Here is a 13,177-nt window from a genome sequence, read left to right on the forward strand (position 1 = left end):
CACACCGCCCCACACCCCCCCGGGGGGGCGGCGTACCCCCCGTCACACGGGTAACCCCCCCCCCGTGGGGGTGTGGGCCGCGCCCAAATTGCCCTCTGGGCGGAATTTGGCCCGGGGGGGGGGGGCCGGTGCGACCTCGCCGACCCCACCCCGTCTCGCAGTCTCCGCTTCGCTTCGACTACTCGCCGACCCTCCCCTCGAGGGGGAGGGTAAAGAGCCGCATTCTCAAATCGCCGCGGTAATAATAATCTCGACCAGATATTCCGGTCCGGCAAGTTTCGCTTCGCCGGTGGCGCGGGCCGGCGTGTTGCCCTGCGGTACCCATCTGTCCCACTCCGCGTTCATCTCGGCAAAGGTGCTCATGTCGGCCAGCCAGATGATCGCCTGCAGGATCTTGGTTTTGTCGGTGCCGGCCTTGGCCAGCAATTCGTCGATCGCCGCCAGAATGTCCCTGGTCTGGGCACCGACGTTTCCGCCCGGCTTGCCGACCTGACCGGCCAGATAGACGGTGTTGCCGTGGATGACGATCTGGCTCATGCGCGGGCCTACATCGATACGACGAATGCTCATTGGATATTCCTTCTCCTCTTGTCGGTGCGCCTGTTTAGGGGCCGGGTTCGCCGGGGGCAAGGCCGCTCGAGCGGAACTTCTTGAGCCAAGCCAAAGCACACAACAAGACGGCCCGGCCGCAATTCCGCCCGATTGGCTTGTTGACTAATGTAATAACATCACATATCGAATCCGCCCCTGCAGCACCGATCATCGCCCCATGGATCGTCACATGAGCCAAACCTGCCTGACCTTCCGCGACCTGACGCTGGGCTACAATAGCCATCCTGCGGTCCACCACCTCAATGGTACGATCCGCAAGGGATCGCTGACGGCGGTCGTCGGCGCCAACGGCTCGGGCAAATCGACGCTGATGAAGGGCATCGTCGGCGTTCTGAAGCCGATGGCCGGCGCGGTGATCCGGGCGCCCGGCGTGCGCGCCGCCTATCTGCCGCAGCAATCGGAGCTCGACCGCTCCTTTCCGGCCCGGGTCGTCGACCTGGTTTCGTTTGGCCTGTGGCCGCGGCGCGGCATGCTCGGCCGTTATACGAGGGAAGATCGCGACTCTGTCAGCAAGGCGCTGATGGCCGTCGGCCTCGGCGGCTTCGAGAAGCGGCCGATCGACACGTTGTCGGGCGGCCAGCTGCAGCGCACGCTGTTTGCCCGCGTGCTGTTGCAGGATGCCGAGCTCATCCTGCTCGATGAGCCGTTTAACGCGGTCGACAGCAAGACGGTCGGCGACCTGATCGCGCTGATCAAGCGCTGGCACGGCGAGGAACGCACCATCATGGTTGTGGTCCACGATCTCGATCTGGTGCGGCAGAATTTCCCCGAAACACTGCTCCTGGCGCGCCAGCCGATCGCCTGGGGCGAGACCAGGGAGACGCTGCAGCCGGAGAATCTGTTGCGCGCGCGCCGCTTCCACGAAGCCTGGGAAGACAACGCGCCGTGGTGTGAGCCCGGCGAGCATGATCACCAGCACGGTGGCCACGAGCACAGCCATGATCACGACCATCATCACGGCTCCGGGCCGAGGGCGGCATGATGGACGTGCTTTACGGTCTTTTCGTCGCTCCTTTCGCCGACTACGCCTTCATGCAGCGGGCGCTTGCCGGTTCGATGATGCTGTCGCTCGGCGCCTGCCCTGTCGGCGTGTTCCTGATGCTGCGGCGCATGAGCCTGTCCGGCGATGCCATGGCGCATGCCATCCTGCCGGGTGCTGCCGCCGGCTTCCTGTTCTATGGCCTGGAGATCCTGCCGATGACCATCGGCGGACTGATCGCCGGCATCATCGTGGCGCTCGGCGCCGGCGCCGTCTCGCGCTTCACCATTCAGCGCGAGGACGCCTCTATGGCGGCCTTCTATCTGATTTCGCTGGCCATCGGCGTGCTCATGGTTTCGATCCGCGGCTCCAGCGTCGATCTCATGCATGTGCTGTTCGGCACCGTATTGGCGCTCAACAACGAGGCGCTGACGCTGATCGGCGGCATCGTCGTGGTGACGCTGGTCAGCCTCGTCATCTTCTGGCGGGCGCTGGTCGCCGAATGCCTCGACCCTTTGTTCCTGCGCTCGGTCAGCCGGATGGGCAGCCCGGTGCATTTCATCTTTCTCGGCCTCGTCGTGCTCAACCTCGTCGGCGGCTTCCAGGCGCTCGGCACCTTGCTGTCGGTCGGGCTGATGATGCTGCCGGCAGCGGCGGCCCGCTTCTGGACCTCGCGCGTCGAGCCGATGTGCGTGCTGGCCACAGTAATCGGCTTTGCCTCCTGCATTGCCGGGCTGCTGTTGTCCTACCATGCGTCATTGCCTTCCGGCCCGGCCATCATCCTGTCCGCCGGCGTCGTCTATTTCGCCTCGATCCTGTTCGGCACGCGCGGCATCCTGCGCGCCCGCATCGTCCATCACCGCCACAGAACTGCCTGATCCCAACAAGGAGAAACTGTCCATGCTGAATTCGATCCGCGCCGCTTTGGCCGTGAGCGTTATAACATTAACCGCCTTTGGCGCATCTTCGGCCTTTGCTGAGCCTTTGAAGGTGGTCGCCAGCTTCACGATAATCGCCGATTTCGCCAAAAATGTCGGCGGCGACCGCATCGATCTGACCACCATCGTCGGGCCGGACGGCGACGCCCACGTCTACGAGCCGAGCCCCGCCGATGCGGTGGCGATGGCCAAGGCCGACATCGTGCTGGTCAACGGCCTGCATTTCGAAGGTTTTCTGCAGCGCCTGGTCGACGCCAGCGCCACCAAGGCTTCGATTGCCGTGCTGACCAAGGGGGTCACGCCGATCAATTTCAAACCCGAATTCGCCGAGGCCGATGTCGCCGAAGGCGCGGAAACCGACGGCGGCAAGACGGTCACCGATCCGCATGCCTTCCAGTCGATCACCAATGCCGAGATCTATGTGAAGAACATCGCCGACGCCTTTTGCACGGCCGACGCTGCGGGTTGCGACAGCTACAAGGCCAATGCAGCCGCCTATACGCAAAAGCTCGAGGCGCTCGAGGGCGAAGTGCAGGCGGCGATCCAGTCGATCCCGCAGGAGAAGCGCGTCGTCATCACCTCGCATGACGCCTTCGGCTATTTCGAGCAGGCCTACGGCTTGACGTTCCTGGCCCCGGAAGGCGTGTCTACCGAGTCGGAGCCCTCCGCTGCCGACGTCGCCAAGCTGGTCAGCCAGGTGAAACAGGACAAGGCGGCGGCGATCTTCGTCGAGAACATCACCAACCCGCGGCTGATCGAGCAGATCGCCAGCGAGACCGGCATCAAGGTGGGCGGCACGCTCTATTCCGATGCGTTGTCGCAGCCCGACGGCCCGGCCGCGACCTATATCGATCTGATGCACAACAACATCGCCCAGATCAAAGGCGCGATCCTAGGAAGCTGAGCTGTCTAGTCACTCCATCCGGTCGGGCTGAAATTGCCCGGGCGGATTTCTATCTAATGGCGGTTGCCGACCGGGTCCGGGAGTGGCAAGACTGCCGCTAGCCAGATTGTGAGGACACCGCCATGGAATACCGTCAGATCAGCGAGGACTATTCGGTCTCGGGCCAGATCCAGCCCGAGGATGTCGCGACCATCAAGGCCGCCGGCTTCAAAAGCGTGATCTGCAACCGGCCGGACGATGAGCAGCCCGGCCAGCCATCGGCCGACACCGTCAAGGCGGCGGTCGAGGGCGCCGGGCTCGCCTTCCGCTACATCCCTGTCGTCAGCGGCCAGATCACGGCCGAAAATGTCGAGGACCAGGCCGAGGCGCTTGACGAACTCGAAGGCCCGGTCTTCGCCTATTGCCGCTCCGGCGCCCGCTGCACCAATCTCTATGGGCTGATCAAGCAGTCGAAGAGGTGAGAGGCGTTCCGATGATTAGTGATGCCGCCGTCTGGCTATGACCCGCCGCAGCCAGAAGAAAGCGACAAGCAAAGCGACATATGGCGCAAGATCGACGAGCGGAATCGTAGCGACCAACATTACGACGAAGCCCACGAGACAAATCGGAAAGCCGACACCGCACCACCAGCGCGACTTCGGATGAGTGAGTTCGACCCAGCCATACGGCCACGAAGGCCAGGGATTGATGATGCGCAACTCCCAAGCCTTCGGTTCATGCGCGGCGTGGATCAGACTACCAATCGTGAACGGCACAATCCCCACTAGAAACAGCACGATGCCGGCGATCTGAAAGTTCGACATGATTTACACTCAAATCGGCAGCGCGCCGGTTTCCTTCAGCGTCTCCAGCACGATCGCCGTCTTCACATGCTGCACGGATTCGTGCGGCAGCAGCACGCCGTTGACGAATTCCGACAGCGACTTCAGGTCCGGCGTCACGACCTTCAATATATAATCCATCTCGCCGGTCAGCGCGTGCGCTTCCTGCACTTGCGGCAGCCGCGCCACCAATTCGCCGAAACGCCGCGCATTGTCGCGGTTGTGGGTGGCGAGCGTCACCGAAATGACGTTGACCAGGGAAAAGCCGAGCTTGTCGCGGTCGAGCACCGCCCGGTAGCCCTTGATATACCCGTCCTCCTCCAGTCGCTGGCGCCGGCGCGAGCATTGCGACGCGGACAGGTTCACCCGTTCCGACAAATCGTTGTTGGTCAGCCGTGCATCGCCCTGCAACAGAGCCATTATCTTGCGGTCAAACTGGTCGATGCGCGCCTCATCCATGTATTTCGGGTCCGCAGTGCACAACTCGCGCATGATCAGACCATTTCAAGCGTTTGAATGCAAGCAATTTGCACTCGCTCCGCGCTATAATTGGGTTTAGATGGCCGACGCGGCCAGTTCCAGATTTCGGAGCAATGCCATGGGTCCCTTCCCGCACGACGCACCGCCCGCCAAGATCAGCAAAACCAATCCCGCCGGCACCGACGGCTTCGAGTTCGTCGAATTCGCGCATGCCGAGCCGGAAAAGCTCGCCGAACTGTTCACCCGCATGGGCTATGTGCCGGTGGCCAAGCACCGCAGCAAGGACATCACCGTCTGGCGGCAGGGCGACATCAACTATGTCGTCAATGCCGAACCGGGCTCGCATGCCATGAAATTCGTCGACAAGCACGGCCCCTGCGCCGCCTCGATGGCGTGGCGGGTGATCGATGCAAGGCATGCCTTCGATCACGCTGTGGCCAAGGGCGCGACGCCCTATGAAGGCAACGACAAGACGCTCGATGTGCCGGCGATCGTCGGTATCGGCGGATCGCTGCTCTATTTCATCGAAACTTACGGCGAGAAGGGCTCGGCTTACGACGCCGAGTTCGACTGGCTGGGCGAGCGCGACCCCAGGCCGGAAGGCGTCGGCTTCTATTATCTCGACCACCTGACCCACAATGTCTATCGCGGCCAGATGGACAAATGGTGGGATTTCTACCGAGACCTGTTCGGCTTCAAGCAGATCCATTTCTTCGACATCGACGGCAAGATCACCGGCCTGGTCAGCCGCGCCATCACCTCGCCCTGCGGCAAGATCCGCATCCCGCTGAACGAGTCCAAGGACGAGACCAGCCAGATCGCCGAATATCTGAAGAAGTATAATGGCGAGGGCATCCAGCACATCGCCGTCGGCACCGACGACATCTACGGCGCCACCGACAGGCTGGCCGCCAACGGCCTGAAGTTCATGCCGGGACCGCCGGAGACCTATTACGACATGTCTTATGCCCGCGTGAACGGCCATGAAGAGCCGATCGAACGTATGAAGAAGCACGGCATCCTGATCGATGGCGAGGGCGTCGTCGACGGCGGCACGACCAAGATCCTGCTGCAGATCTTTTCGAAAACCGTGATCGGCCCGATCTTCTTCGAGTTCATCCAGAGAAAGGGCGACGAAGGCTTTGGCGAGGGCAATTTCCGCGCCTTGTTCGAATCGATCGAGCAGGACCAGATCAAGCGCGGCGTGCTGAAGGTGGACGGCAAGGCAGCGTAGCCAACTCGGCCGAGGTGCCTTGTGGTTTGATCAATTATGACCTAAATTCTGGTCATAAGAGGTCTGACCATGAATGTTCCGATGGCAAAAGCGAAGGCCCAACTCTCTGAGTTGGTGAAACGTGCCCAGGCCGGCGAAGAGATCCATCTGACGCGGCATGGAGAGGTGGTGGCGACCTTAAGCGCGCCCACCCGGGCCGGCGGGAGCAAAGGCCTTTTTGGGGCCCTGAAAGGCCAAATTCGGATACCGGATGATTTTGATGAACTCGGTCCCGAATGGGACGAGTACATTAAATGAGCCGCCAATATCTGGTGGATACTCATATTCTGCTTTGGGTACTCAACGCGGATTCACGCCTTTCGGATCACCATCCAGGCTCAAATTGAAGGTCTGACGGTGGTCACTGCGGATCGACATTTCTCAGCCTACGACGTCGCGTTGGCCTGATCATCCAGCTCCAGCCGCTCGACTTCGGCTTTCCTCAACTTCACATCGTAATCGAGCAAGCACTCGTCGAGTTGCGGCGGTTTCACCGAGGTGCCGGACAGCATCGCGTGCACCTGGCCGCGATGATGGATGTCGTGGATGAAGAGATGGGCGAGCACGTCGCCGATCCGTTCCGGTACCATGCCGTCCTCGCGCCGGTCGGTGACGACGCGGCGCTCGAGATCGTCCGCCGACAGGCGGTCGCAAAAGGCGATCAGCCGCCGGTCGGCCTCCGCCTGTGCAACAAAAAGCGCCTTGGCATCATTGAACGGCACAAAATCGTCATGGGCGGCGGCGCCGACGCCGCCCTCTTCGAGAAAATCGAGATAGAGGTGATCGACCGCCAGGATGTGATTGAGCGTTGCCTTGATCGAGGGGAAGAAGCTTATCCTTTCAACCTCGAATTCGCCGGGCTCAAGCTGCAGCACGGCACGATAGAGCCGGTCGTTCGACCAGAGATTGTTGGCTGCCATGCGCCGAAAATGGTTCAGCAGGTCCATGACTTCACGGCGCGACCCGGAATAGCGACACACCCGCCCATAGAAGCGCAAACCCAGCCAAAACAGTCAGCAGCAGCCCGATCATGCGCCGCCGCATGGCTTGCGTTTCCTGGTCCAGCGCGACATTCGTGTTGGTGACGGTGTGAAACATCATCGCCTTGCGCGGCAGGCCGCTGCGGTTGGTCAGGCCGGGCGAGCGCGCCTCGATGCGATAGCTCAGGCGGATCGCCAGGATGAAGATCGCCAGCATGACAAGGGCCCAGACACCGCACAGCAGATAGAATGTCTCGCCCGTCATGCTCTTGCCCCCTCGTACTTCTCGACCTTCTGCTCGATGGCGCCGAAGATCGAATGCCCGCCCCTGTCCTTCATCTCGATGCGCACGCTATCGCCAAAGCGCAGGAACGGCGTTTTCGGTTCGCCGGTTTCGATGGTCTCGATCATGCGCAACTCGGCGATGCAGGAGTAGCCGGCGCCGCCCGCCGAGACAGGCTTGCCCGGCCCGCCGTCGAGCTTGTTGGAGACGGTGCCCGAACCGATAATGGTGCCGGCAGCCAGCGGCCGCGTTTTTGCGGCATGAACAATCAACGCCGGAAAATCGAAGGTCATGTCGATGCCGGCGTTTGCCCGGCCGAACGGCTTGCCGTTGAGATCGACCAGCAGCGGCAGGGCGACCTTGCCGCCGTCCCAGGCATCGCCCAGCTCGTCCGGCGTCACCGCAACCGGCGAAAAGGCCGATGACGGTTTCGACTGGTAGAAGCCGAACCCCTTGGCGAGCTCGGGTCCGGTCAGGCCGCGCAGCGTTACATCGTTGACCAGCATGACCAGCCGGATCGCCGCCCGCGCCTCATCGAGGCTTGCGCCCATCGGCACGTCGTCAGTGATGATGGCGACCTCGCCTTCCATGTCGATGCCGAAGGCCTCGTCGGCCATGCGGATCGGGTCGCGCGGCGCGAGGAAGGAGTCCGAGCCGCCCTGGTAGATCAGCGGATCGGTCCAGAAGCTTGCCGGCATCTCGGCGCCGCGCGCCTTTCGCACCAGCTCGACGTGGTTCACATAGGCCGAGCCGTCGGCCCATTGGTAGGCGCGCGGCAGCGGCGAAAGGGCGTCATGTTCGTGAAAGCGGGCAGACGGCACCGCATTATTCTCAAGCGATTCGGCCATCGCAGCGAGATGCGGCGCGATGCGATGCCAGTCGTCGAGCGCGGCCTGCAGCGTCCGCACCAGGAACGAAGCATCGGTAAACCGCGTCAGGTCGCGCGAGACGACGACGAGCTTTCCGTCGCGCGTCCCATCCTTCAATGTGGCAAGCTTCATGCGTCCTCCCAATGCGTTTATTCGTAGTATTTGCCGGCGTAGATAATTCTGGCCGCGGCTTTCCAAGGATTTTCATCCGCTAGAAACGCCGGATTGCCCTGCCCATGGGCTTCGAACCAGGCGACCGCCGATTCGAGAAAGGTGCTGATCGAGCCATTTTGCCACCCATTCCAGCCGGGATCGGATGGTCCGGGCTTCGCAATCTCCCTGCGGTCGGCGTCTTCCCGATCCCTCCTCAACGCATCGACGAACCGGACGAAAGACGGCAAGTCTTCCACCCGATCGAGAAACAAGGAGAGCTGCGCCCAGGATGTCTCCTCGGATTTCCGCACCTCTTCCCAAAGCTTGTCGTTGGTCACGTCTCACTCCCAAGCCCCACAACAAGGCCGTCGCGGGCGATCGTCAAGTCGCCGGCCCATGTTTTCCTGACGGCGGCAATCCAGTCGGCCTCGCCGATCTCGGGATCGTCGGCGGGAATGAGGTGGTTGAGGACCAGTCTTTTGACGCCTGCATCACAGGCGATGCGGCCCGCTTCCTCGGCAAAGCTGTGGCTGGCAAGCAGGTGTTCCCTCAGCCTTGCGCCGTTGCCGGTCTTCGCGACCAGCCGCTCGATACCCTTTTCCAGCATGGCCTCGTGGACCAGGACGTCGGCGCCCTCGGCGAAATCCGCCAATGGCGGAAAGAACGCCGTATCCGATGAAAAGACGATGCCTTGCCCCGCATGATCGAAGCGCAGCGCAAAGCAATCCGTCACCGGCGGGTGGTCGACGCGCAGCGCCGATATTTTGAGACCGCGCTTTTCCGCCACCTGGCCTTCACCAAACTCGACGATCGAAACCAGGTCGCGGATATCCGGCCGGCCTTCGTCGGCGATGCGGATCTCGATGTCGAATTCCATCGCCTGGCAAAAGCGCTGCCAATAATGGCCGATGCCGGGCGGGCCGAACAAAGTGACGGGCGCCGCCAGGCCGGCGGTCCAGGCGGTGTGGATCAACGGTCCGAGTTCCAGCACATGGTCGGAATGCAAATGCGTGATGAAGATCAGGTCGAGCGCCTTCAGGCTGATGCCGGCATCGGTCAGCCCGCGCGTTACGCCCAGCCCGCAATCGACGACGATGGTGCGGCCGCCAATCTCCAGCAGCGACGAACTCGGCCACGGGCCGCCCGGCCGCAGCGCCGGGCCACCCTTCGAGCCCAGAAGCACCAGACGATCCGTCATGCGTCGGCGCTCAAGACCAGTCGCCCTCTGGCGTGCCGTTGAAGCGCTTCTTCAGGCCGGCCCAGCAGTCGATGTAATTGTCCTGCCGGGTTTCGAGCTCGGCGCCATAGCGGGTCACCATTTGCGGAAAGCGTGTCTCGAACATGAAGGCCATGGTGTTGTCGAGCTTGACCGGTTTCAGCTCCGCGCGCGAGGCTTTTTCAAAGCCAGACGCATCTGGTCCGTGAGCCAGCATCATGTTGTGCAGGCTGATGCCGCCGGGCACGAAGCCCTCTTCCTTGGCATCGTACTGACCATGAATCAGGCCCATGAACTCGCTCATGATGTTGCGGTGATACCAGGGCGGCCGAAAAGTGTTTTCCGCCACAAGCCAGCGCGGCGGGAAGATGACGAAATCGATATTGGCGGTGCCTTCCTCGCCGCTCGGCGCGGTCAGCACGGTGAAGATCGATGGGTCAGGATGATCGAACAAGATCGCGCCGACCGGCGAAAAGGTCGCAAGATCATATTTGTAGGGCGAATAATTGCCGTGCCACGCCACCACATCCAGCGGCGAATGATCGATCTCGGTGACATGGAACTGGCCACACCATTTCGCGATCAGCCGGCACGGTGTTTCCTTGTCCTCGAACCAGGCACAGGGCGTCTTGAAATCGCGCGGATTGGCCAGGCAGTTGGCGCCAATCGGGCCGCGATCCGGCAGCGTCAGCTTGGCGCCGTAATTCTCGCAGACATAGCCGCGCACTTGCGGATCCACCAGTTCGACCTTGAACACCAGACCGCGCGGCAGCACGGCGATCTCGCCCGGCCTGAGTTCGATGACGCCCATCTCGGTGACGAAGCGCAAGGCTCCAACCTGCGGCACGACCAGCAACTCGCCATCGGCGTTGAAGAAATGGTCGTCGGCCATCGAACGGTTGGCGACATAGACATGTGCCGCCATGCCGGTCTGGCTAAGCACGTCGCCGGCGGTGGTGATCGAGCGCATGCCGGCAATGAAATTGGTCGGTTCCTTCGGCATCGGCACGGGGCTCCAGCGATACTGGCCGAGTGCGAGCTGATGGTCGCCGACGTTCGGCGCGCTTTTCCAAAGCGGATAATTCGCCGCTTTGAAGCGGCCGGTGTGCCTGACGCTTGGCCTTATCCGATAAAGCCAGGAGCGCTCATTGGTGCCGCGCGGCGCGGTGAATGGAGAGCCCGAAAGCTGCTCGGCATAGAGGCCGTAAGCCGGCCGCTGCGGCGAGTTTCGCCCTTGCGGCAGCGAGCCCGGCAGAGTCTCGGTCTCGAAGTCGTTGCCGAAACCCGGCATGTAGGAATAGGCCATGGAATCCTCCCGAATTCATGGTCTTGGAGCATCGTTTGCGCATCCGCAAAGATGCTCCGAGTTGACCATACCGGTTTCATTTGTAACCATTGAAAATGTAACCATCAACGGTGATTTCGGCATGAGCCGCCAGCATGCCAGTCAGGGCCAACCATGGAAATCCTCGAACTGGAATCCTTCCTGCCTTACCGGCTCTATCGGCTCGCCGATGCCGTCAGCCGCGAATTCTCAAGGATATACAAGGACCGCCACGGCCTGACACGGCCCGAATGGCGCACGCTTGCGGGACTTGGACAGCACGGCACGATGACGGCGACGGCGCTCGGCGAGCAATCGGCCATGCACAAGACCAAGGTTTCGCGCGCGGTCGCCGAACTCGAGCGGCGGCGCTGGCTGACCCGCACGCCAGACGAGAAAGACCGTCGCGTCGAGCATCTGACGCTGACCAAAGCGGGGCTTGCCGCCTATCGCGAAATGGTGCCGCTGGCGAAGGAGTTCGAGCGGGAGCTGCTGGAGAGGCTTGGTGCGGAAGAGCGGGCGGCGATTGTCAGTGGGGTAGCGGCGCTGGAGGCAAAACTCACCTTGGGTTGAAAATCCTCCCTCAGCTTCGACCGTCGCAGAAATCAGATGGCTTGGGCAGGCGACGCTCCTAAACCGTAATAGGCGCGTTCGGCTTCAATGATGCCTCTGACATAGCTTCGAAATGCTACCGGATCATCGATGTAAGTCAGGAGCACCTGCGCTTGCGAAGCCGCGTGTCTTCGAACGCTTTCAAACAGCCGCCTCGCTGTTTCAAAATCACCAGCCAAGCCGGCCGCCACCCCGGCATTGAGAGCTGCCCATTCGCCGTATGCACGGGGCTGCAATTCATTCACGAGGATCGTCGCCGCCGCCTGAACGGAAGGGAACATCGATCGGTGAACCTGATCGATTTCGACTGCCTCCCTGGCCATTTGACCTACCAAGGGGAGAAACTGCTCTGGGCTCTCGAACTCAACAAAGGAGCCAACGCGCTCAACGCGATCGAACGTCAATGTGAATGGCGGCAAACCCCAAAGCCAGTGAACCGCTAAATTCAGGTAAGAGCCTTTCGACCAAGAGCTGGGTTGGAACTCGACAACACTTAGCCAGAAGCCACGGTCGGCAATCCAGGTTCGCGACTGACCCTTCCGCCGAAATCCAGCAGGCTGCAATGCGATCCTTGCCTGCGAAGCAATGATACGTCCGTGCTCGTTATCCGCCATCTCGGTCCCTACATGACAGCAATGGGCGTGGCGCTACCAATCCATCACCACCTTGCCGGAATTGCCGCTCTTCATCGCCTCGAAGCCGGAAATATAGTCGTCAATGCCGATGCGATGCGTGATCAGGCCGCTGACATCGAGCGGGCCTTGCACCAGCGCGATCATCTTGTACCAGGTCTCGAACATCTCGCGGCCGTAGATGCCTTTCAGGTGCAGCATCTTGAAGATGACCTTGTTCCAGTCGATCTCGAAGCCGGTCGGCGCGATGCCGAGAATGGCGATCTTGCCGCCATTGTTCATGGTGTCGATCATGTCGCGGAAGGCAGGGGCTGCGCCCGACATTTCGAGGCCGACGTCAAAACCCTCGGTCATGCCGAGCGCCGGCATCACGTCGCGCAGCTTTTCCTTCGACGCATCGACGACATGCTGGACGCCGAGCTTTTTCGCCAGTGCCAGGCGCACCGGGTTGATGTCGGTGATGACCACTTTTCGCGCGCCGACGCACTGCGCCACCAGCGCGCCCATGATGCCGATCGGCCCGGCGCCGGTGACCAGCACGTCCTCGCCGACGAGATCAAAGGACAATGCGGTGTGAACCGCATTGCCCAAGGGATCGAATATCGCCGCGATCTCGTCCGGCACGTCGTCGGGGATCGGCACAACATTGTGCTGCGGGATCGCCAGGTATTCGCCAAAGGCGCCCGGCCGGTTGACGCCGACGCCGAGCGTGTTGCGGCACAGATGCCCCCTGCCCGCCCGGCAGTTGCGGCAATGGCCGCAGACGATATGGCCTTCTCCGGAAACGCGCTGGCCGAGTTTGTACTCGGTCACCGCCGTGCCGAAATCGGCGACGGTTCCGACGAATTCGTGGCCGGTCACCATCGGCACCGGCACCGTCTTTTGCGCCCACTGGTCCCAATTGTAGATGTGCACGTCGGTGCCGCAGATCGCCGTCTTCCTGATCTTGATCAGCACGTCGTTCGGACCGATTTCCGGCACCGGCACCTCTTCCATCCAGATGCCCGGCTCGGCCTTGGCCTTGACCAGCGCCTTCATCATGTTCGACATTCTCTTGTCCCCTGAACCTTAGTCGCCTGAACCTTAGTCGCCTGAACTTAG

18 protein-coding genes are annotated in these 13,177 nt (G+C 61.8%); 7 read left to right on the forward strand and 11 right to left on the reverse strand.

The window, feature by feature from the left end; translation table 11 throughout:
- Positions 1–225: 225 nt before the first annotated feature.
- Entirely contained in the window at positions 226–570 is a 345-nt protein-coding gene (locus NKJ55_RS25270; RefSeq protein WP_352452256.1) for a RidA family protein, read from the reverse strand.
- A 211-nt stretch (positions 571–781) separates the two neighbouring features.
- On the opposite strand from NKJ55_RS25270, the gene aztA reads away from it, so the two are divergent.
- The 4 genes from aztA to NKJ55_RS25290 all read left to right on the forward strand — a co-directional run bounded on the left by aztA (position 782) and on the right by NKJ55_RS25290 (position 3,894).
- The gene (gene aztA, locus NKJ55_RS25275; protein WP_352452257.1) at positions 782–1,594 is read left to right on the forward strand and encodes a zinc ABC transporter ATP-binding protein AztA; all 813 of its coding nucleotides are present in this window, start codon (positions 782–784) and stop codon (positions 1,592–1,594) included.
- Complete coding sequence (aztB, locus tag NKJ55_RS25280; protein WP_352452315.1) at positions 1,594–2,469, forward strand: zinc ABC transporter permease AztB; 876 nt, start codon at positions 1,594–1,596, stop codon at positions 2,467–2,469. Before aztA ends, aztB begins: the two co-directional genes overlap by 1 nt.
- 22 nt (positions 2,470–2,491) lie before the next feature.
- A complete protein-coding gene (gene aztC, locus NKJ55_RS25285) occupies positions 2,492–3,433 on the forward strand; it encodes a zinc ABC transporter substrate-binding protein AztC (protein ID WP_352452258.1) in 942 nt (313 codons plus the stop codon).
- Between the two features lie 122 nt (positions 3,434–3,555).
- Entirely contained in the window at positions 3,556–3,894 is a 339-nt protein-coding gene (locus NKJ55_RS25290) for a protein tyrosine phosphatase family protein (protein WP_352452259.1), read from the forward strand.
- A gap of 15 nt (positions 3,895–3,909) precedes the next feature.
- On the opposite strand, the gene NKJ55_RS25295 is transcribed toward NKJ55_RS25290, so the two are convergent.
- Entirely contained in the window at positions 3,910–4,236 is a 327-nt protein-coding gene (locus NKJ55_RS25295) for a hypothetical protein (RefSeq protein WP_352452260.1), read from the reverse strand.
- Between the two features lie 9 nt (positions 4,237–4,245).
- Positions 4,246–4,713, reverse strand: coding sequence for an Lrp/AsnC family transcriptional regulator (locus NKJ55_RS25300; RefSeq protein ID WP_023674409.1), 468 nt, complete (start codon positions 4,711–4,713; stop codon positions 4,246–4,248).
- A 139-nt stretch (positions 4,714–4,852) separates the two neighbouring features.
- Between NKJ55_RS25300 and hppD the strand changes: the two genes are divergently transcribed.
- Positions 4,853–5,968 carry a 4-hydroxyphenylpyruvate dioxygenase gene (hppD, locus tag NKJ55_RS25305; RefSeq protein ID WP_352452261.1) on the forward strand — a complete coding sequence of 372 codons (1,116 nt, stop codon included), beginning with the start codon at positions 4,853–4,855 and terminating at the stop codon, positions 5,966–5,968.
- 69 nt (positions 5,969–6,037) lie between these two features.
- A complete protein-coding gene (locus NKJ55_RS25310; RefSeq protein ID WP_023674407.1) occupies positions 6,038–6,265 on the forward strand; it encodes a type II toxin-antitoxin system Phd/YefM family antitoxin in 228 nt (75 codons plus the stop codon).
- A 128-nt stretch (positions 6,266–6,393) separates the two neighbouring features.
- On the opposite strand, the gene NKJ55_RS25315 is transcribed toward NKJ55_RS25310, so the two are convergent.
- The 6 genes from NKJ55_RS25315 to hmgA are packed head-to-tail and all read right to left on the reverse strand — an operon-like array spanning position 6,394 to position 10,814.
- Complete coding sequence (locus NKJ55_RS25315; protein ID WP_352452262.1) at positions 6,394–6,954, reverse strand: DinB family protein; 561 nt, start codon at positions 6,952–6,954, stop codon at positions 6,394–6,396.
- Between the two features lie 4 nt (positions 6,955–6,958).
- On the reverse strand, positions 6,959–7,252 hold the full coding sequence (locus NKJ55_RS25320) for a hypothetical protein (RefSeq protein WP_352452263.1): 294 nt from the start codon (positions 7,250–7,252) through the stop codon (positions 6,959–6,961).
- Positions 7,249–8,271, reverse strand: coding sequence for a fumarylacetoacetate hydrolase family protein (locus NKJ55_RS25325; RefSeq protein ID WP_352452264.1), 1,023 nt, complete (start codon positions 8,269–8,271; stop codon positions 7,249–7,251). Before NKJ55_RS25325 ends, NKJ55_RS25320 begins: the two co-directional genes overlap by 4 nt.
- 17 nt (positions 8,272–8,288) lie before the next feature.
- Positions 8,289–8,630: a DUF7660 family protein gene (locus NKJ55_RS25330; RefSeq protein ID WP_352452265.1), complete on the reverse strand. Its 342-nt coding sequence runs from the start codon at positions 8,628–8,630 to the stop codon at positions 8,289–8,291.
- On the reverse strand, positions 8,627–9,490 hold the full coding sequence (locus tag NKJ55_RS25335) for an MBL fold metallo-hydrolase (RefSeq protein ID WP_352452266.1): 864 nt from the start codon (positions 9,488–9,490) through the stop codon (positions 8,627–8,629). Before NKJ55_RS25335 ends, NKJ55_RS25330 begins: the two co-directional genes overlap by 4 nt.
- 10 nt (positions 9,491–9,500) lie before the next feature.
- A complete protein-coding gene (gene hmgA / locus NKJ55_RS25340; RefSeq protein ID WP_352452267.1) occupies positions 9,501–10,814 on the reverse strand; it encodes a homogentisate 1,2-dioxygenase in 1,314 nt (437 codons plus the stop codon).
- 153 nt (positions 10,815–10,967) lie between these two features.
- On the opposite strand from hmgA, the gene NKJ55_RS25345 reads away from it, so the two are divergent.
- Entirely contained in the window at positions 10,968–11,405 is a 438-nt protein-coding gene (locus NKJ55_RS25345) for a MarR family winged helix-turn-helix transcriptional regulator (RefSeq protein ID WP_352452268.1), read from the forward strand.
- 32 nt (positions 11,406–11,437) lie between these two features.
- On the opposite strand, the gene NKJ55_RS25350 is transcribed toward NKJ55_RS25345, so the two are convergent.
- Together NKJ55_RS25350 and tdh are read right to left on the reverse strand one after the other, a co-directional pair.
- On the reverse strand, positions 11,438–12,058 hold the full coding sequence (locus NKJ55_RS25350; protein ID WP_352452269.1) for a DUF4304 domain-containing protein: 621 nt from the start codon (positions 12,056–12,058) through the stop codon (positions 11,438–11,440).
- Positions 12,059–12,091: 33 nt separating this feature from the next.
- Positions 12,092–13,126, reverse strand: coding sequence for an L-threonine 3-dehydrogenase (gene tdh, locus NKJ55_RS25355; protein ID WP_352452270.1), 1,035 nt, complete (start codon positions 13,124–13,126; stop codon positions 12,092–12,094).
- Positions 13,127–13,177 lie beyond the last annotated feature (51 nt).

Origin of the sequence: Mesorhizobium sp. M0106 (assembly GCF_040322715.1) — a bacterium.
GTDB lineage: Bacteria > Pseudomonadota > Alphaproteobacteria > Rhizobiales > Rhizobiaceae > Mesorhizobium.